The sequence below is a fragment of the Marinobacterium profundum genome (assembly GCF_001528745.1).
GTDB classification, from domain to species: Bacteria; Pseudomonadota; Gammaproteobacteria; order Pseudomonadales; family Balneatricaceae; genus Marinobacterium_A; species Marinobacterium_A profundum.
Genome location: NZ_BCNS01000102.1, coordinates 1 through 19,735 on the forward strand (window position 1 = coordinate 1; position 19,735 = coordinate 19,735).

The window sequence follows — 19,735 nt, forward strand, 5'->3', positions numbered from 1 at the left end:
GTTAAATAGAACCACTATTCGCCTTAAAACACCGCAAAAACCCGCTCAAATCAGTCGGCTCTCGCTACGGCCAGCATTCCCGGACAGCCTCCCGGGCCAGTAATAGCTGCAAGGGAATACTCTTCCCACTAAACGCCTGCTGCTATGGCGCTGAAAGCGGGAGTATTGCAAACACACTCTACGGATTAACCCAGAGCATGCAGCAGCGCCCTGGCAGCCTGCAGATCTTCGGTATCAAAACCCTCGGTGAAACGACTGTAGACCGCCTCCAGCCGTTGGCGAGCGTCCGCTATATTGCCCTGCTGCTGCCAGAGCCCGGCCAAGGCCGTGGCAGCACGCAGCTCCAGTGCCAGGGCTCCCTGCTGATGTGCCTGCGCAATCGCCCGCTCAAAACAGACTTGGGCCTGGGCGCTGACCTGTTCTCCCCTTCCCTCTGTACTGACACGCGCCAGTTGCAGCGCCCCCTCCAGACGATACAGCTCAGAACAGTAATAGTGCTCGCCATTAAGTTGCTCCAAAACCAGCGCCTCGCTTAAAATCGCCTGCGCATCATCGAACCTGGTTGCGCGGATCAGGGTTTCAGCCAATATGGCCATCAGGTAGGTACACCCAAGCTCGGCACCGTTGGCGCGGTACTCGCTGAGCCCTGCACGCATTTCGTCAATGCCTGCATCAACCTCACCTTCCCAGGCCTGAACCCAGCCAAGTAACACCCGGCCCTGGGCCAGCCAATAGGGAAACCCCTGTTCAATCGAGAGTGCTACTGCCGCCTGGGCGCGCTCGCGCACCCGATCAACCTCTCCACGCAACTGATGCATTTGGGCACTGTATCCCAAGGCGAACGCCAGACTGAACGGATGGGCTACCTGTTCTGCCAGGCTCAGCATCTGTTCACTGAGGGTTAGCGCGGACTCCGGCCGGCCTGTAAACCACAGCTCCCAGGCCATGAAATTATTCCCCAACACCCCCGGATCCATACCGAAATCAAACGCGTGATGGGCATGCTGATGCCGGTTATAACCCAGGCAGACAGCCTCCAGATGGCGCCTGGCCGCAGCGAAGTCCCCCATAAAAAAGCAGGTGGCGCCAATGGCGGCGTGGGCTTCAAGCAGCAACTGTGCATCGCCGCTGCTCTGAGCCTGGTCCAGCAGCAGCAAGCCCACTTCCTGGGCGCGACGGAACTCGCCCCGCAGATTATAAAAGCGTCGCAGCCCCACCAGTACCGAGAACAGTTGCGGCGCCTCCCCCAGCCGGCGCGCCAGGGTAAGCGCCCGGCTGTAGGTACCTTCAACCTCGGGGGCGGCATAGCCAAGTCTGGCCATATAGATGGGGCCAAGTACAATCTGCAACGCCAGTTCACTATGGTCGCGCTGGGACGATTCTGGCAGGGACTGCAACAGTTCCAGTGCCCGTCCAAGATGAGTCATGGCTTCCTGATTGGCCGAGCGCTGTGCCGCCTGGTAGCCGGCGCGCTGCAGGTACTCCACCGCCTTGGCGGTATTGTCGCTATGGCCATAGTGCCAGGCGAGCTCGCTGCAATGCTGTTCCAGTACATCCTGAAACAGGCTTTCCATAGCCTGGGCCGTACGCTCATGTAACTGGCGACGGCGTTGCAGCAGCAGGGTGCCGTAGGCCACCTGCTGCGTCAGGCCGTGCTTGAAGCTGTATTCAATCTCCGGAAATGCCGGATGCTGGTAGATAAATTCACCCGCCTGCAACCGGGCAAGGCCGCGCCGCAGCACATCATCCTGCTGCTCAGCCACCCGCTGTATCAGACTCCAGGGGAAATCCTTGCCCATCACCGCCAAGGTTTGCAGCAGGGTTTTCTCCGTGGCTGACAACCGATCTATACGGGCACAAAGTACCCCCTGAACCGTGGTGGGAATCTGCAGATTGTCCGGAGTCTGCTCGAGACGATAGTGCCCTGCACTGCCACTGAGCAGCTGTTCCTCTACCAGTGTCTGTACTACCTCTTCAATAAAGAACGGATTACCGCCGGTTTGCGCCAGAATGCGAGGTTTGAGTGCCTCGATCGAGACATCAAGTCCCAGCAGCACGTCTAGCAGTTCCACCGTCTCTTGCTGGCCTAGCGGCTCCAGCTCCAGCTGGGCGTAATTGTTGCTTTGCGCCCAGTCGTGGCGGTATTCGGGACGGTAGTTGACCAGTAACAGGATGCGCGCGGCACCTATTCCGCCACGAAAATATTCCAGAAACGCCTCGGTTTCCTGATCCAGCCATTGCAGATCCTCGAACACCAGCTGTAGTGGCTGGTTCAGACTCTCACGCAGCAGCACCCGGCGCAGCGCATCGAAGGTGCGGGCACGGCGAAGCGCCGCATCCATCTGTGCCAGGTTCGAGTTTGCTTCGGCCAGCCCCAGCAAATAGATCAAATAGGGCAAGCCGTCTTCCAAATCTCGATCCAGTGTCAGAATTCTGCCCGTTATAACCTCGCGTCTGCGGCGCTCATCATCCTGCGGGCTCAGTTGCAGGTAATTGTTCAACAATTCGATCAGTGGGCGATACGCAAATGCCTTGCCGTGGGACACCGAAAAGGTTTCCATCACCAGGGCGTTGTCCTTTGACCCAAGGGTAAATTCGTAGAACAGCCGTGACTTACCGACACCGGGCTCCCCTACCACCCCGACAACCTGCCCAAGCCCCGCACAAGCCTGATCAAAGGAATATTGCAGCTGCGACAGCTCCGGCCTGCGCCCGACAAAGGGTACTAGTCCGCGACTGGCCGCCATCTGCAGGCGAGTTCGCAAAGGCCCCAGCCCCAGCACCTCGAATGCGGCCTGGGGTTCGGACATACCCTTGACCGGAGTCACCCCCAGTGGCCTGAAGGCCAGATAGCCGTCGGTCAGACGATAGGTGGATTCACTGACGACGATTGACCCCGGAGTCGCGATACCCTCCATGCGCGAGGCTATATGGATGGTCTGCCCCACCGGGTCGTAGTCCGTTTGCAAACTGTCGGTGCGAATAGCCCTAACCACCACCTCACCGGTGTGAATGCCGACACGTATCTGCAGCGGTATCGCCTGATCGAGGCGTAGCCGATCGGCATAGAGACGCATGGAGTCCTGCATTCGAAGCGCCGCATAGAGTGCCCGCTGCGGGTGATCCTCATGGGCTATAGGCGCCCCGAAGAGCGCCAGGATGCCATCACCCAAGGATTTGGAAACATAGCCTTCATAGTGGTGCACCGCATCCATCATCAGCGCCAGTACCGGGTCTATCAGCTGACGCACCTCCTCGGGATCCAGACCCTGAATCAGGGCGGTGGAACCTGCCATGTCGGCAAAGAGTACGCTGATGGTCTTGCGCTCGCCGCTAGCCACAGCGCGGGCCTGCAGGGCCGCCTGTTCGGCGAGAATGCGTTCGGTCAGGTGGGCCGGCGTATAGCCAATGGGGCCCGTCATCTGGGAGCTGTCAGAAGCCTCCCAACCTGATATTCCATTGCGCGAGGAGATTCGCTCTTTAAGAGCAGCCTGCAGACCAGTGCCGCATTCGCTGCAGAATTTTGCCGTTACAGCAACGCTGCTGGCACAAACCGGGCAAGCCGCGTCGAGCACCGCAGCACACTGGCCACAGACCTTGGCGCCCGGCGGGTTTTCAAAGGCGCATTGGCTACATAACATAAGATCCAGGACTCCCGCTTGCGCCGCGTCACACGGCAAAAAACTGTGCAGAAACCTGGTCTGTCGCTCCCTGATAACACTATGTATCTGCCCGATTGGCTACTGTGCTCAGCCCCCATCAGTCCATGGAGATGCAACATTGCGGCCTAACGCCTTTAGAGCATAGTCTCATTTCAACCCACATTGCCTCGGGGTGTTAGACAAAATGGGACTTGATTTACGCCGCCCAAACACCTGTAATCAATGTCCCCTGCGGTTACGGATGACCCTTCGCTCTGTGCGAAATACACCAAGAAGGCCCGAGCCGGCATTACCCTATGGAGAACAAAGCAATGAGTCATGATGTTGTTGTACTAAGCGCTACCCGCTCCGGCATCGGCACCTTTGGTGGCGGCCTGAGCCAAATCGAGCCTGCTGAACTGGCCGGCCAGGTAATGAAGGCAGCGGTAGAACGTTCCAAAGTGGACCCGCAGCAGATCAACTATGTCACCGCCGGGCACTGCATTCCCACCGATTCGCGCTTCGCTTATGTCGCCCGTGTCGCCTCCATTCAGGCAGGTCTGCCGATGGAATCCGTTGCCATGGCGGTGAATCGCCTGTGCAGCTCCGGCCTGCAGGCCATCGTCTCCACGTCCCAATCGATCATGCTGGGTGACTGTGAATACGGTATCGGCGGCGGCGTTGAAGTTATGTCCCGTTCCGGCTACCTGTCACCGGCGATGCGCTCGGGTGCGCGCATGGGCGATACCGCCATGATCGACATGATGGTGGCGACCCTCAACGATCCCTTTGGCGTCGGCCATATGGGCATTACCGCCGAAAACCTGGCGGAGAAATGGAATCTGAGCCGGGAAGATCAGGACGCCGTGGCTGTGGAGTCCCACCGCCGTGCCGCCCAGGCAATCGAGGAAGGCCGCTTCAAATCGCAGATAGTACCTGTGACGCTGACAAGCCGCAGGGGCGATACCATTTTCGAGACCGACGAACACGTCAAGCCCGGCACCAGCATGGACTCCCTGGCCAAAATGCGCCCGGCGTTCAAGAAAGACGGCACCGTCACCGCCGGCAACGCCTCGGGCCTGAATGATGGCGCCGCCTTCATGGTGCTGGCCAATGCCGATACTGCGGCCAAAGCCGGACAGACACCCCTGGCACGGCTGGTATCCTACGCCGTGGCCGGCGTACCGAACCACATTATGGGTGAAGGTCCGATTCCGGCCTCCCTGCTGGCATTGAAAAAGGCCGGTCTTAAGCTCAGCCAGATGGACGTGATAGAGTCCAACGAAGCTTTCGCAGCCCAGGCCCTTGCCGTCACCAAGGGACTGGAACTGGATCCTGCCAAGACCAACCCCAACGGCGGTGCCATCGCCCTGGGCCACCCCATTGGTTGCTCCGGCGCCTTTATAGCAACCAAGGCGATTTATGAGCTTCACCGTACCAATGGCAAATACGCCCTGGTAACCATGTGCATCGGCGGCGGTCAGGGTATCGCAGTGATATTCGAACGGCTATAACACATCGGGACTGGTTCACCACATTGGAATTAAAGCACTGACAGTTCGTCGATGATAATAAAGAAAAAAGAGCCATCAGTTCGCTGATGGCCCTTTTTTCGTGTGCCGCCAAGGCGCCGAGCCTGTGCCCCCGGCCTGGCCCAGACCGTAGGCCAGGCATCCCAGCACCACTCCCCAGAAAGCCGCACCTATACCCAGCACAGAGATGCCGGAGGCGGTGGTCATGAAGGTAATAAGGGCGGCATCCAGCTGATCCTTTTGCTCCATCGCAGCACTCAGACTGCTGCCGATCGCGCCCAGCAACGCAAGACCTGCGAGGATGGCAATCATCTGGGACGGAAAGATCGAGAAAAACAGCACTATAGTGCCTGCAAAACAGCCACCCAGCAGATAGAAAACGCCATTGGCCACACCGGCAACATAACGCTTGTCAGGGTTTTCATGGGCATCGGGGCCGGTACAGAGCGATGCAGTAATGGCAGCAACCACCGTCGTAATACCGCCGAAGAATGCCATGGGAATGGACACCAGGCTGGATACACTGATGATCGGGCGCGTCGGTACAAGGTATCCCGAGGTTTTGAGCACCGCAAAGCCTGGCAGGAACTGCCCGGTAAGGCTGACGATCACCAGCGGCAGCGCAAGACTCAGGGTGGCGTGCCAGGTCCAGATGGGGGCAATAAACTGCGGGCTTGCCAGGCGCCATTCCAGCCGGCTGAGATCCGCATCCAGCATGCTCAGGGAGAGCAGCACACCCACACCGAACAGCAGCACCAGATAGTAGCTGCGACTCAAGCGCTTCAGCACCACGTAGGCCACAAGCATGGCGATGGCCACCGGTGCTATGGACTCAAGTGCCTGGAAGGCGCCCAGGCCAAAATCAAACAGAATACCGGCCATCATGGCCGCCGCCACGCTGCGGGGAATCAGATGAATAACGCGGTCAAACAGACCCGTTATGCCGATAACAAAAATCACCAGCGCCGCCGTGATATAGGCGCCAACGGCCTCATTGATCGACAGTTGCGGAAACAGGGACACCAGCAGCGCCGTGCCCGGCGCCGACCAGGCCGTAACAACCGGCACCCGCAACCAGAGGCTGAGCCCTATACCGGAAATGGCGGCACCGATGGAGATAGCCCAGACCCAGGATGTCATCATCTCGGGGGATATTTCGGCGCTTTGGGCGGCCTGAAAAAAGATCGCCAAAGGCCCCGAATAGGACACCAGCACGGCCACAAGACCGGCGACGACCGCCGGCACAGAAAGGTCTCGCAGAAGGCTCGACATAAGCATGAATCCGTTGTTGAGATCCGGGCAGGCTCTGCTTAAAAAAAGACCCCGCACGCTTAAGCGCCGAGGCCATCGCCACGCTTGCGCATCCATGCGCCCGCGACACAGGTAGGTCCTGGTACACAAAACTCAGACTAACAGCCTAATCACTGCGACCTGGAGCAAGGCGCCGATTCTCAGGGAGCTCGTCGCGATACTCTTATGTCGCTGCGGACACCCAGTCTCGGCGCGCCTTAGCCCAGGTCGCCCCCTGCGACCGGCATAATGGTGCCGGTGATGAAACTGGCGGCGTCGGATGCCAAAAACAGAATTGGCTCTGCCTGTTCGTCCAGGGTGCCGTAACGGTGCATAAGGCTGCTGTCCTTGGTCTGGTCAATCAACTGCTGGTACCACCCCTTTTCCTGCTCGCTTTGCGCCTGTGTATTGCGTGGCGTCAGCCGCGGGGGCGCTTCGGTACCGCCAGGAGCTGTGGCATTCACCCTGATGTTGTGTGGCGCATACTCGTACGCCATGTTCACGGTCATGGCGTTCACGCCGCCCTTGGCCGCACCATAAGGCACTCGCATCAGCCCGCGCGTGGCGACCGAGGACACGTTTACAATCACGCCGCCCTTTTGTTCGAGCATATGGGGCAATACAGCACGGCAGCACCAGAGCGTGGTAAACAGCGAGCGCTGGATTTCCTTTTCGATCTGCTCCGGCGTGTACTGGTCGAACGGCTGTGCCCAGATGGTACCGCCGACATTGTTGATCAGAATATCGATACGGCCAAATTGCTTGTGGGCTTCCGCCATAATGGTTTGCGCGCCGTCCCAGGTTTCAAGGTTGGCCTGAACCGCAACGGCCTCGGCACCCTGCTCACGCAGCTGTGCCGCGACGCTCTGTATGTGGTCCGCGATATCGACCAGCAACAGCCTGGCACCTTCTGCGGCCGCCAGTTCCGCCACACGCTTGCCGATACCCTGCGCGGCTCCGGTAATCACCATCACCTTTTGAGTAAAACGGGCTTTCATGCGACTTACTCCCCGGGTGCGCTTGCGGTGAATTTCTCATAGTGAAAGGAATTCGGTTTGATGCCCTGTTCCCGGAAGTAATGCAGCACGGCATCCACCATTGGAGGCGGGCCACACAGGTACACATCGACATCACCGTCGTTGATCGGCGCCTCAGCCATATGATTGGTGACATAGCCCTTGTGTGGATGCTCACTCTCAGCACTGGCCACTACGGTGCGAACGCTGAAGTTGTCCATCTCCTGGGCAAAGGCCTCAAGCTGGGCCACATACACCAGATCTTCGTCGTTGGTAACACCGTAAATCAGGTGCGTGGGCTGACCGGTAAGATTCTGGGCCTTCATATACTCGAGCTTGGCCAGGAAGGGTGCCAGCCCGGTACCACCGGCCAGCATCAGAATGGGGCGCTCAATCGGGCGCAGATAGAACACGCCCATAGGACCGGTCAGACTGACCTTGTCGCCGGGCTTGGCCGTATCCACCAGCCAGGAACTCATCAAGCCGCCTGGCACATTGCGGATCAGGAAGCTGAGGTCCCGGCTGCCTGTCAGGGAGCTGAATGAATAGGCGCGGACCTCTTTAGTGCCCGGTACCTGGATATTCACGTACTGGCCCGGCAGGAAGGCAATGTCACTTTCGGCGGTGATTTTCAGTTCGATTGAAGTCGCTGAAATCAAGTTAACCTCTGTTACCGTACCAGTCACTTCTGCCTTACCGGTCTTGCACATGGTGGACGCCACAGGCACCTCCACCACGCAATCGCTGGAGGGCACCATCTGGCAGGTCAGGACCACGCCCTGCTCGGCCTCTTCCTCTGACAGCGCTTCGTCAAGGTACTCATCACCCAGGTCGAACTTGCCTTGATGGCAGGTACCTTTACAGGTACCACAAACGCCATCGGAGCAGTCCATGGGTAGATTTATCTGCGCACGGTAGGCGGCGTCAAGAACTGTTTCACCTTCCTTGCAGGTCACAAAACGGGTAACGCCGTCTTCAAAGTTCAGGGCAATGTTATAACTCATGATGATGCTCTCCCATCAATTACAGGTGGTAAATATCAAGCACCTGATTGATGCAATCGTTGCTCAGAACCAGTTTCTTGTCGCGGATGAGCGGCTGCTCACCGGTGATGTCCAGGGTGCAGTAAGAGGTTCCGAAAAATTCAGCCGTTGCTTTGTAGCGGTAGGCCTTGGTCAGCCAGTTAAACCGCAGCTTCACTTCGCTTTCATCCTGGGACAGGATCTCCAGGTTACTGGTGAAGTGCGTGGTGCGTGGCTGTGGCAAGGTGCTGGCGCCGGACCGCTCAGTCTTGATCCGGTATACCCGGTCTTCCAGGCCCTTCTTGTTGGGATAGAAGATGAGCGAGATCTCGGTTTGTGGATCTTCAGTCAGCTCATCTTCGTCATCCCAGGCGGGCATCCAGTAGGTGACATTCTCGTGATAGCAGGCTAGCCAGCTGTCCCATTCCCGGTCGTCCAGAAAGCGGGCTTCGCGAATAATGAACTGCTCAATGTCGTGGTAGCTCGGGCTCATGCGGAAGTCTCCTCTGAGGTCACGGGAATAAGACGGGCACGTTCGGCCTCTATGGCTCGAGTCATCTCAAGCTGCCAGTGCTGGTGATGGTTCACGTACAGGCCTTCGTCATCCGGCCGGGAACCACTCATGATGGGTTTCAGGTCGATCTGTTTGGCGTGTTCGTCCGCGCCGTCAATCCAGTGCTGGTTGGCACCACGACTCATGTCGTTCCAGCGCATGCCGCCTGCTTCGTAACCGGTCTGGCAGGCGCGGAACTCTTCCAGGTCATCCGGGGTGCCCATGCCGGTCACATTGAAGAAATCTTCATACTGACGAATACGCTTGGCACGCAGCTCTGCCGGCTCGTTTTTCGGAGCAAAGGCGTAGATGGTCACTTCTGTCTTGTTGACAGAGATCGGACGCGTCACCCGGATCTGGGTGGAGAATTGATCCATCAGATAGACGTTCGGGTACACCAAAAGGTTTTTGGTGGTGCCAACGATGGAGTCGGCACGCGCCTCGCCAAAGGTCTTTTTCAGGCGCTCCAGCTGGGTAAAGATAGGACGTACTTGCGGGTTAAGCAGACGGGTCCACAGCATCATGTGGCCGTTCTCAAAGGAATAGAAGCCGCCATCGGCAGACCAGCTCTTGGCGTCTACCGCCTCGGTGCCACCCTTGTCGTAGTCCCGCTGCCCCATGGTAGACAGATAATTCCAGTGCACCGTGCCTACGTGATAACCGTCAGCGCCGTTTTCAGCGGTCAGTTTCCAGTTGCCTTCGTAGGTGTAGGTCGAGCTGCCGCGCAGAACTTCCAGGCCGTCTTCCGACTGATCCACGATGTTGTCGATGATCTTGGTCGTTTCACCCAGGTACTCTTCCAGTGGAGCCACATCCGCATTGAGACTGCCGAACAGGAAACCGCGGTAATTGACAAATTTGGGCAGCTGCTTCAGGTCATGGGAACCTTCGGTATTAAACTGTTCCGGATAGCCGCCGGTCTTCTGGTCTTTGGCTTTGAGCAGTGTGCCATCGTTACGGAAGGTCCAGCCGTGGAACGGACAGGTGAAGGAGGCCTTGTTGCCACGCTTTTTGCGGCACAAAGTGGCGCCACGGTGGGAACAGGTGTTCAGCAGCGCCTTGAGTTCGCCATCTTTGGCGCGGGTAATAACCACCGGCTGGCGGCCCAGGGTGATGGTGTAGTAATCACCCGGATTCGGAATCTGATTTTCGTGCGCCAGATAAACCCAGTTGCCTTCGAAAATGTACTTCATTTCCAGATCGAAGAGTTCCTGGTCCGTGAAGATGCCACGATCGCACTGATAGCGACCGGTTTCTGGGTCGGCGACAACGGCATTGCGTACCTTGTCTGCGAGCTTGTCGAGTTTGGTGGTCATATCGTTCACTCCCTCTTGTTTTAGATAGCACTTACGCAGCGTCTTTTTGCCGGGCGCGCAGACCTGCGTGGTATTCATCTAGCACCCCATGTATCCCTCGCCAATGACAAGGCTGGCACCTGGCTAACAGTTCCTGTGTAGCGGTCAGTCTCACCAATGGACGACGCTATCAGGTCAAAATGCTTGGGATGCCCTCCTCATTTGCATCCAGCTTAAGGCGAGAGCCCTGCGGGCCACTATCCAGTTTCTGACAGCCTTTATCCCTTTCCTGCATGACGTGAAGTTCAGTTAGAAGGGGCAAGGTGAAGGTGTGATGTGACCCCCGAATTGATGGTTCGCTTAGCTGCACCACATCCTACCGGGTGGAAATGATGTCGGGGTGCCCTTGTAGCCTGGAATGACCGCCATGGATGGCGGAAATCCTGAAAACGCAGGAGCGGTTTTCAGGGGAGTTTACGAATACCGGGACAGGAGCGAAGCGAGTTTCGAGGATATGCGTGCGAACTCTGGGAAACAGGGTAAAGCAGCGGCGTTTGAGCAGGCAATCTAACGGTCTATCCACTTTTGTTGGGTCACATCCAGCGATGTGGCCCCGCAGAGTGCTGCAAAACGATGGCAAAGCGGCCACTGGCCGAACCCAGCCAGTGGTAGTGCACGCAGTGCCCAGACTCCGGCTCAGACCAGGGTCAATGCCGCAGCGCCGAGGCACTTCCTGCGACGATCACGCCATCGAGCCACGCATAAAAGTCGGCCTGCATCGCCTCGCTGATACTGTGATCAATGGGATAAAGTTTTAACTGCCTGTTAACGCCCAGTTTGCTCAGCCAGACTGTGGCGCGGTGGGCCCAGCTCACCGCAAGCTTGCTGTCATACTCTCCGTGACCGATAAACGCCTGCAATTGCGCCAGGGCTGATGCCGGCGCCAGATGAGGTTCAATTTCCGGCAGGATGCGTCCGGACAGCACCGCAAAACCCGCACACTGCGACGGGGCGCTCAGGGCAGCACTCGCGCTCATAATACCGCCCTGGCTGAACCCGGCGATCAGGGTATGCTGTGCTTCAAGCCCATAGCGGAACTGCAGTTGCGCAACAAAGCGAATCAGCCGCTGGCGGCTTTGCTCTGCCTGGTCGGCATCAATGCGCGGCCCCTCGGCGCCAAACGCCACCTGAAACCAGCCGAACTGCCCCGGCCCCAGAATCAGCGGGGCCTGTGCCGCAATCACCAGCAGTTCGGGATCAATGCCAGCGGCCAGAGTGGCCATGCTCATTTCCGAGCCGCCAACGCCGTGCAGCAAAAGCACGAGACCCCGGGGACGGGCCGGTTGCGGCATCCTGATCCGATAGGCGAGTTCAAACGCCGCGTCCTGCTGCAACGGACCGAGTGTGTTGTTCTGCGTGCTCATAAAAACTCCTGATTAAAGTGTGCCTGGCTGTTCGGCGCAAAGCCCCCAGGCATAGGAATCCATTGACAGTACGCCATGGGTGATACCGCCTTGCATAAAGTGCACCTGCTCATCGTCCGAGCGCGCGCCCAGCGCCACCAGCAGCGGCAGGTAGTGCTCATCGGTGGGATGCGCTCTTTCTGCGTGGGGCGCCAGCGTACGGTAATCCATCAGCTGTTCCAGCTTTGCGGCCATGACGGCGCTGTGTATCCAGCGGGCAAACTCAGCCGCATAGGCCGCCTGTCTCCCACCCTGCTGGCGGAACTCGTACAGGCTGTGGGTCATGCTGCCGGACCCAATAATCACCACACCCTGTTCCCGCAGGGGCGCCAGTGCCCTGCCCAGCGCCAGCGCACCCGCCGCATCAAGGTTGTATGGCATCGATACCTGGAATACCGGTACATCGGCGTTGGGCAACAGATAGCGCAGCGGCACCCAGGCACCGTGATCCAGGCCTTGCCGGGCATCCAGCGTTACGCTGTAGCCCGCGCCGAATAACAACTCGGCCGCCTGGGCGGCATACCGGGGGGAGCCCGGGGCCGGGTACTGCAGTTCAAACAGTGCCCGGGGAAAACCGCCAAAATCGTGAATGGTCTCTGGCGCCACCGTCGTCATGACACGGATGTGGCGGGACTGCCAGTGCGGCGATACCAGCAGAATGGCCTTAGCGCCGGCAAGTTGCCGGCCGGCCGCATTCAGCTGTGGGCCCAGCAGCCCCGGCTCCAGCGCAAAGGTCGGGGCGCCGTGAGAAATAAACAAAACGGGGGCTTTGCGCATTAAGTCTCCTTGAGGGTTAGGGGGCTATTGGGCATTCGCTACATTAGGGCCTTGCAGATCTGGGATAAACACCATAAATTCGGATTAACTATTCCGGATATTGAGATAATGGATCGATTTTTGGAGATGAAAACCTTCTGCGCGGTGGTGGATGCCGGCAGTTTCGTCAAGGCCTCCGAGACACTGGGCCTCTCCAAGGCGGCGGTATCACGCTACGTGGCTGAACTGGAAAGCCGTCTGGGCGTGCGCCTGCTGCACCGCACGACACGCAGGCTTTCCCTGACCGAAGAAGGCGAACTGTTTTTTACCCGCAGCCGGGATCTGCTCACGGGCCTGGATGAAGCCGAGACCGAAATCAGGTCCCATAGCCGCGCGGCCATGGGATTGCTGCGGGTTAATGCACCGGTCACTTTCGGCATCCGCCATCTTGGCCCCCTGTGGGGTCAGTTCTGCAGCGCTCACCCCAGGGTAAAGCTCGATATTACCTTGGCGGATCGCACCGTTGATCTGGTGGAGGAAGGCTACGACCTGGCCATTCGCATCGCCAACCTGCCCAGTTCCACCCTGATCAGCAAGCGCCTGGCAACAACCCGCATGGTGCTCTGTGCGTCCCCCACCTACCTGCAACAGCACGGCACCCCGCTACACCCGGATGACCTGAGCAATCACATAATCATTGCCTACAGCTACTGGTCAACCCGGGATGAGTGGACGTTCGAGGGCCCCGCGGGCCCGGTAAGCGTCACAACAAAGCCCCTTATGCGCAGCAACAACGGTGACAGCTGCCGTGCTGCAGCCTTGTCGCACCTGGGCATTATCCTGCAGCCCAGCTTTCTGGTCGGGGACGATCTTGCATCGGGGGCACTGATTGAACTGATGCCGGAGTTTCATTCCGGTGAGCTGGGCATCTATGCGGTCTATCCGAGTCGCAAACAGGTCTCGCCCAAGGTCCGGGCACTGGTCGATTTTCTCGCTTCGCAGTTTGCCCTGACCAGCTCTGCCTGGTAGCCGATGGTGCCCCGGCACACAGCTCGAGCCCGGAGCAGCCCCGCGTTCGGTGCCCCCTTTGCTGTGCTCATATCCTGCGGTGTGTTAGAGCACTTTCATCTTACCTCGATCCATATCCGGCCCCTGTATCTAACCCATGCACGCCATCCGGCGCTGCATGAAACGGATACAGGGGTGCAGGCAATGGCTATTTCACAGACAGAACCCGATCTAACAATGGGTCTCCCAAAATAATATGAATACTCAAGGGAGTCTTCCGCCATGCACAACAACAAAAACAGACTGCGCAAACTTGTCACGGCCTGCGCTACTGCCGGCCTAATCGGTACTATTGTTACTACAGCCGCAAACGCCGCAGAGCCCGTCAAAGTGGGCGTAATGCTGCCCTTCAGCGGTGTCTATGCCGCCCTGGGCGATGCCGGGCGCAACGGTTTGAAACTGGCATTGCAGCAAAACGCTGCCCAGCTGCACGGTCGCGAGATTGAATTTCTGGAACTGGATACCGAAGCCAAGCCTGAACGTGCTCCGGAGCTGGCCTCATCCCTGCTCGACAAGGACAAGGCCGACTTTATTATTGGCCCCGTGCATTCCGGCGTCGCCATGGGCATGTCCAAGGTGCTGCGCAACAAGGATGCGATCATGATCATCCCCAACGCAGGCGCCGCGGCTGCAACCGGCCCTCTCTGCGCGCCCAACGTATTTCGTACCTCTTTCTCGTCCTGGCAGCCGTCCTACCCCATGGGCAAGGTCGCCCTCGATGCCGGCTACAAAAAGGTCGTGACCATGAGCTGGAACTACGGCATGGGCAAGGAAAGCCTGGACGCCTTTGAAGAATCCTTCACCGCCGGTGGCGGTGAGATCGTCAAAAAAATTCTGGTGCCCTTCCCCAAAACTGAGTTCCAGCCCTACATCACCGATATAGCGGCAACCGCACCCGATGCGGTGTTCGTCTTCTTTGCCGGCGGTGGCGCAGTAAAGTTCGTCAAGGACTATAACGCCCTGGGCCTGAACGACAAGATTCCGCTGCTGGGCGCAGGCTTTTTGACCGAAGGCACGCTTGAAGCCCAGGGCGAGGCCGCCGAAGGCATTCTCACCACGCTGCATTACGCCGATAACCTGGATAACCCCGCCAACCATAAATTCCGTCAGGATTACGCCAGCAGCTTCGGCAAGCCGGCCGATATCTATGCCGTACAGGGCTATGATGCCGGCCTGCTGATCGCCCAGGCCATAAATACCCTGGGGGGTGACATCAGTGATCGCAAGGCGCTGATCAAGGCGATGGAAGAAAGCACCATCGACAGCCCCCGCGGCAAGTTCACCTTCTCCAAGGCCCATAACCCGATACAGGATATCTATCTGCGCAAGGTCGTGAACGGCGAAAACCAGGTGCTCAGCATCGCCGCCCAGGCGCTTGAAGACCCCGCCCGCGGTTGCAAGCTGTAACTCTGTCTCCAAGTCCTCCTCTGTAATCGACCTGAGCGGGCCTCGCAGCCCGTACAGGTGACCGTCGCTGTCCGTGCGCCCTGATGGGCGTGGACTTTGCGACGCCCAACCTGGCGCACGACGATGGATATAACCCTGTTTCTGTTTCAACTGATGAACGGCGTGCAGTACGGCCTGCTGCTGTTCCTGATCGCCTCCGGCCTGACCCTGGTGTTTGGGGTCATGGGCATTCTCAACCTGGCCCACGGCTCCATGTATATGGTCGGCGCCTATCTGGCCTGGTACTTCACTAACACCACCGGCAGCTTCGGGATGGCGGCGGTGATCTCCGTTATTATCGCACTCTTGCTGGGCATACTGATTGAACGCACCCTGATCATCCGCCTGTACCGGCGCAATCACCTGGATCAGGTGCTGCTGACTATCGGTCTGATCTTTGTGTTCAACGCCCTGCAAAGCCTGCTCTGGGGCAACGACCCGCTGGGCGTTGCCGTCCCCGCCTGGCTGGATGGCGCTATTCCGCTGACCGACATGATCGAGTACCCGGTCTATCGACTGTTCGTTTCAGGCCTGTGCATTCTAATTGCCATCGGCATGTACCTGACCATCAACCGGACCCGTCTTGGCATGCTGATTCGTGCCGGCGAGTCCAACCGCGACATGGTTGAATGCCTGGGCGTGGATATCAATCGCCTCTATACGCTGGTGTTCGCCGCGGGTGTTGCCCTGGCCGCCATCGCCGGCATCGTGTCGGCGCCTATGGTATCCGTGGTGCCCGGCATGGGCGAGCATGTGCTGATTTCGTGCTTTGTAGTGGTGGTTATCGGCGGTATGGGGTCCATCAAGGGTGCCTTTGTGGGTGCCCTGATGGTAGGCATAGTCGATACCTTTTCCTCGATCATGCTGCCGCAGGTATCCAGCATGATGATCTACATCCTGATGGCGGTTGTACTGCTGATAAGGCCCAAGGGCCTGTTCGCCAACTAACGCCAAGCCCGGAGAAAATCCCATGTTTACCAATCGTGCGGAAAAACTTTTTATCTGGGTGTTCTTCCCGCTGGCGCTGCTTATGCCGCTGCTGCTGGATCAGAACACCTACTACGTTAACAAGCTGGCAACCATCCTGATTCTGTCGATCTTTGTCATGTCGCTGGACTACCTGGTGGGCCGCTGCGGCCTGGTCACCCTGGGCCATGCGCTCTTCTATGGCTTGGGCGGCTATCTGTTCGTGATGCTGGCACCGGAATACGAGGCCGTAAACTTCTGGATTTACACCTTCTATGTTCTGGCAATCGCCTCAGTGGTAGCGCTGATCGTCGGCTTTATAGTGCTGCGTACCAGCGGCATCTACATGATCATGATCACCCTGGCACTGGCGCAGATGTGCTTTTACTTTTTCTCGGATTCAACCGAATTCGGCGGTAATGACGGCGTCTTTATTTACGTCAAACCCGAGACCCATGTTTTCGGCCTGAACCTGTTCGACCTCGATAACCCGACGCACTTCTACTACCTGTGCCTGCTGTCGCTGTTTAACTGCCTGCTGTTCTTCAAGCTCATTATGCGCTCCAAGTTCGGCCGTATTGTCGATGCGGTGCAGGAAAACCCTGAGCGCACCACGGCGCTGGGCTACAACGTGTTCCATTTCCGCCTGGCCAGCTACGTCATCGCCTCGGCGCTGGGCGCCTACGCCGGTTACCTGTTCGCGCTGCAATACGGCTTCGTCAATCCCTCGATGCTGTCCTGGCAGACCTCCGGCACCGCCCTGGTGATGTCGATACTCGGCGGCCTGGGTACGCTCTACGGTGCCATTCTAGGCACTCTGGTGTATGAGGGCCTGCATTATGGCTTCGAACACCTGACCGAAAACTGGCTGCTGCCCATGGGCGTCCTCATCATCCTGATGGTACTGGCGTTCAGGCATGGTCTGGCCGGATATCTGGAATCCCTGCTGGAGAAACGCAAATGAGCAGCAATATCACTCTGGAATCCGGCGCCCCTGTCGCCACCCAGGCGGCCCATAAGCCCCTGAGCGACACCGAGGTGGTGCTGGAAACCGAAGCTCTGTGCAAGTACTGGGGTGGCCTCAAGGCACTGGATGATCTGTCGCTGCAGTTTCGCGACCGCCAGCTGCATGGCATCGTCGGCCCCAACGGCGCCGGAAAAAGCACCCTGCTGAACCTGCTGTGCGGCACCTACAGCCCCACCCGCGGCCGGATACTGCACAAGGGCGAGGCGATAGAGTCAATCAAGCCCTACGAGTTCAGCCGACGCGGTATTGGCCGCGGCTTTCAGAAAACCAATATCTACCCCAGCGCCACCTGTCTGGAGAATTGCAGCATCGCCGCCCAGCGCCGTGTCGGCGGCAGCTTCAATATTTTCCGCTCACGCCATAGTGAGAAACTGCTGACCGAGATGGCCGAACAGGCACTGGAAAAAGTCGGCCTGGCCCATAGACGCGACGCCGTCGCCTCGCGCATCAGCTACGGCGAACAGCGCCAGCTCGAGATCGCCACTGTACTGGCCACCGCGCCCTGCGTGCTGCTGCTCGATGAACCCATGGCCGGCATGGGGCATGAAGAATCCCAGCTCATCATCCAGCTGCTGAAAACACTCAAGCAGGATTACTGCATTGTGCTGGTGGAGCACGACATGGATGCGGTGTTCGAGCTGTCGGACCAGCTCACGGTGATGGTCGACGGTCAGCACCTGATCACCGATACCGTAGACCAGGTGCGGGATGATGCCCGCGTACAAATCGCGTATTTAGGTCAGGGCGACGAGGTGATTTGATATGAGCAATTTACTGGAAGTGCGTAGTTTACATACCCTTTATGGCGACAGCCATGTGCTGCACGGTGTGTCCTTTGACATTAAAAAGGGTCAGGCGGTGAGTTTGATGGGCCGTAACGGTATGGGCAAGACCACCACGCTCAAATCCATCCTGGGCGTGCTGACGCCGCGCAGCGGTCAGGTACGATTTCAGGATCAGGATCTCGACGGGCTGCCGACCTGGCAGCGCATGCGCCGCGATATCGCTTACGTGCCCGAGGGCCGTGGCATGTTTCACAATCTTACGGTGAAGGAACACCTGCTGATGGCGGCCAGGCCCAATCAGCGCCGCGAAGTGCTGTGGGATTACGACCGGGTGCTGGCGACCTTCCCGCGCCTGCAGGAACGCCTGAGCAACCTGGGCACCCAGCTGTCCGGTGGCGAGCAGCAGATGCTGGCCATAGGCCGGGCCCTGATGACCAACCCGGACCTGCTGATTCTGGATGAAGCCACCGAAGGCCTGGCGCCACTTATTCGCAAGGAGATCTGGGAAGTGATCCGCACCATCAAGCAAAGCGGCGTCTCCACCCTGATTGTCGACAAGAACATCCAGGTACTGGAGAAAATCTGTGACCACCATATAGTGCTGGTCAAGGGTCGGGTGGTGTTCGAGGGCGACAGCCAGCAGTTGCTGGCGCAACGAGACGAGGTAGAATCGCACCTGGGGGTGTAACTCCCCCCACTTGCGGTGATTGACGCCAGCATGGCCCAGGTTGCAGACTGCGCGCCAATACAGCGTGCGACCTGCAGCAAGGCTCGCGCTGCAGATCAACCCTAAACAGGAACAGAACCCCCATGACGCCAGCCAAGACCCCACCGACGTCCGTTACGGAAACCAGCCGTCAGGGCATCGGCTCGCTGGAGATCGGGCTGCGGGTACTGAACGAAATTGCCCAGTCGCCCAAAGCCCTGAGCCTGAAGGAGCTTTCCCTGCGGCTCGACCTGTCCTCCAGCCGGTTGCACAAGTACCTCATCAGTCTCAGCCGCATGCAGTACATAGTCCAGGTGCAGAATGCCCGTTACACCCTGGCGAGTGCTAGCCTCAATCTCGGCATGGCGGCGCTGAAACGCATCGACCCCATGCCCATAACCTTTGATGCCGCCGCCCGCCTGCACCTGGCCACCGACAGAACCGTGTCGGTGGCGATTTGGAACGGCACTATGCCGCTGATCGTCAACTGGCTGGACTCCAGTCAGGTGCTGGCCGTCAATGTGCGTCTGGGCACTGAGCTGTCGCCGTTTTTCTCCGCCGCCGGCCGACTCTTTCTGGCCTACCTGCCTGAAGAGCGCCAGCGCCAGATTATCGATGACTTCTATCAGGCCCCCAGCGCCTTGCCCCGTTTCAGAGGCAAGCAGCTGAACAAGGATGAGTTTAGCGCCCTGATCCGCAGCACGCGGGAAAACAGGCTGGCCTGTTTCTACGGTGACTTTCTGCCGGATATCAACGTTATCAGCAGTCCGGTCTTTAACATCGGCGGCCAGATACAAGCCGTGATCAGCCTGATGGGCATGGCCAGCGATACCGATGTACGCCCCGGTCAGCGCTATGAACGTCTGCTGAGCGCCACTACCCGCGGCACTACCAAACTGATTTGCGGTACGGCTGTTTGAGTGCGAGGTGCGAGGTGCGAGGTGCGAGGTGCGAGGTGCGAGGTGCGAGGTGCGAGGTGCGAGGTGCGAGGTGCGAGAATAAAGGGGCTAGGGGCTAGGGGCAAGAAAAATCTGAGAGCTGAGAGCTGAGAGCTGAGAGCTGAGAGCTGAGAGCTGAGAGCTGAGATGATAACTGTGCCAAAACGGCGTCGGGCATCAAATTTTCAGCTAAACGAAAAACGGGGAATATCCGGCCAAGCCGAGTATTCC

Annotated in this window: 16 protein-coding genes; 8 read left to right on the forward strand and 8 right to left on the reverse strand. The window is 58.5% G+C overall.

Translation table 11 applies throughout. The features are described from left to right. Positions 1-185: 185 nt before the first annotated feature. Positions 186-3,641, reverse strand: coding sequence for an adenylate/guanylate cyclase domain-containing protein (locus MPRO_RS09605; RefSeq protein WP_067291030.1), 3,456 nt, complete (start codon positions 3,639-3,641; stop codon positions 186-188). Positions 3,642-3,973: 332 nt separating this feature from the next. On the opposite strand from MPRO_RS09605, the gene MPRO_RS09610 reads away from it, so the two are divergent. After that, positions 3,974-5,155 carry an acetyl-CoA C-acyltransferase family protein gene (locus tag MPRO_RS09610; protein ID WP_067291033.1) on the forward strand — a complete coding sequence of 394 codons (1,182 nt, stop codon included), beginning with the start codon at positions 3,974-3,976 and terminating at the stop codon, positions 5,153-5,155. Positions 5,156-5,230: 75 nt separating this feature from the next. Here MPRO_RS09610 and MPRO_RS09615 read toward each other — a convergent pair whose 3' ends face one another. The 7 genes from MPRO_RS09615 to MPRO_RS09645 form a co-directional block, all read right to left on the reverse strand. Next, the gene (locus MPRO_RS09615) at positions 5,231-6,445 is read right to left on the reverse strand and encodes a benzoate/H(+) symporter BenE family transporter (RefSeq protein WP_067291038.1); all 1,215 of its coding nucleotides are present in this window, start codon (positions 6,443-6,445) and stop codon (positions 5,231-5,233) included. Between the two features lie 236 nt (positions 6,446-6,681). Beyond that, entirely contained in the window at positions 6,682-7,461 is a 780-nt protein-coding gene (benD, locus tag MPRO_RS09620; RefSeq protein ID WP_067291041.1) for a benzoate diol dehydrogenase BenD, read from the reverse strand. 5 nt (positions 7,462-7,466) lie between these two features. Further along, positions 7,467-8,483, reverse strand: a complete 1,017-nt coding sequence (gene benC / locus MPRO_RS09625; protein WP_067291045.1) for a benzoate 1,2-dioxygenase electron transfer component BenC — start codon at positions 8,481-8,483, stop codon at positions 7,467-7,469. A gap of 19 nt (positions 8,484-8,502) precedes the next feature. Further along, positions 8,503-8,994 carry a benzoate 1,2-dioxygenase small subunit gene (benB, locus tag MPRO_RS09630; protein WP_067291050.1) on the reverse strand — a complete coding sequence of 164 codons (492 nt, stop codon included), beginning with the start codon at positions 8,992-8,994 and terminating at the stop codon, positions 8,503-8,505. After that, positions 8,991-10,370 (reverse strand): Rieske 2Fe-2S domain-containing protein, encoded by a 1,380-nt coding sequence (locus tag MPRO_RS09635; protein ID WP_067291191.1) that lies wholly within the window; start codon positions 10,368-10,370, stop codon positions 8,991-8,993. The genes benB and MPRO_RS09635 overlap by 4 nt, the downstream gene beginning before the upstream one ends. Positions 10,371-11,056: 686 nt before the next feature. After that, positions 11,057-11,773 (reverse strand): alpha/beta hydrolase, encoded by a 717-nt coding sequence (locus MPRO_RS09640; RefSeq protein ID WP_067291054.1) that lies wholly within the window; start codon positions 11,771-11,773, stop codon positions 11,057-11,059. Between the two features lie 12 nt (positions 11,774-11,785). Then, positions 11,786-12,589, reverse strand: coding sequence for a dioxygenase family protein (locus MPRO_RS09645; protein WP_067291057.1), 804 nt, complete (start codon positions 12,587-12,589; stop codon positions 11,786-11,788). Positions 12,590-12,697: 108 nt separating this feature from the next. Here MPRO_RS09645 and MPRO_RS09650 point away from each other — a divergent pair, with 108 nt between their 5' ends. From MPRO_RS09650 to MPRO_RS09680, 7 genes are all read left to right on the forward strand, one after another. After that, positions 12,698-13,597 carry a LysR family transcriptional regulator gene (locus tag MPRO_RS09650; protein ID WP_067291060.1) on the forward strand — a complete coding sequence of 300 codons (900 nt, stop codon included), beginning with the start codon at positions 12,698-12,700 and terminating at the stop codon, positions 13,595-13,597. 261 nt (positions 13,598-13,858) lie between these two features. After that, positions 13,859-15,043: an ABC transporter substrate-binding protein gene (locus tag MPRO_RS09655; protein ID WP_067291064.1), complete on the forward strand. Its 1,185-nt coding sequence runs from the start codon at positions 13,859-13,861 to the stop codon at positions 15,041-15,043. 123 nt (positions 15,044-15,166) lie between these two features. After that, positions 15,167-16,030 carry a branched-chain amino acid ABC transporter permease gene (locus MPRO_RS09660; protein WP_067291067.1) on the forward strand — a complete coding sequence of 288 codons (864 nt, stop codon included), beginning with the start codon at positions 15,167-15,169 and terminating at the stop codon, positions 16,028-16,030. Between the two features lie 22 nt (positions 16,031-16,052). Continuing rightward, the gene (locus MPRO_RS09665; RefSeq protein ID WP_067291070.1) at positions 16,053-17,012 is read left to right on the forward strand and encodes a branched-chain amino acid ABC transporter permease; all 960 of its coding nucleotides are present in this window, start codon (positions 16,053-16,055) and stop codon (positions 17,010-17,012) included. Beyond that, the gene (locus tag MPRO_RS09670) at positions 17,009-17,836 is read left to right on the forward strand and encodes an ABC transporter ATP-binding protein (RefSeq protein ID WP_082708614.1); all 828 of its coding nucleotides are present in this window, start codon (positions 17,009-17,011) and stop codon (positions 17,834-17,836) included. The genes MPRO_RS09665 and MPRO_RS09670 overlap by 4 nt, the downstream gene beginning before the upstream one ends. Position 17,837: 1 nt before the next feature. Next, entirely contained in the window at positions 17,838-18,548 is a 711-nt protein-coding gene (locus MPRO_RS09675) for an ABC transporter ATP-binding protein (protein ID WP_067291073.1), read from the forward strand. Positions 18,549-18,670: 122 nt separating this feature from the next. Beyond that, positions 18,671-19,486, forward strand: coding sequence for an IclR family transcriptional regulator (locus tag MPRO_RS09680; protein ID WP_067291076.1), 816 nt, complete (start codon positions 18,671-18,673; stop codon positions 19,484-19,486). Positions 19,487-19,735: the final 249 nt, after the last annotated feature.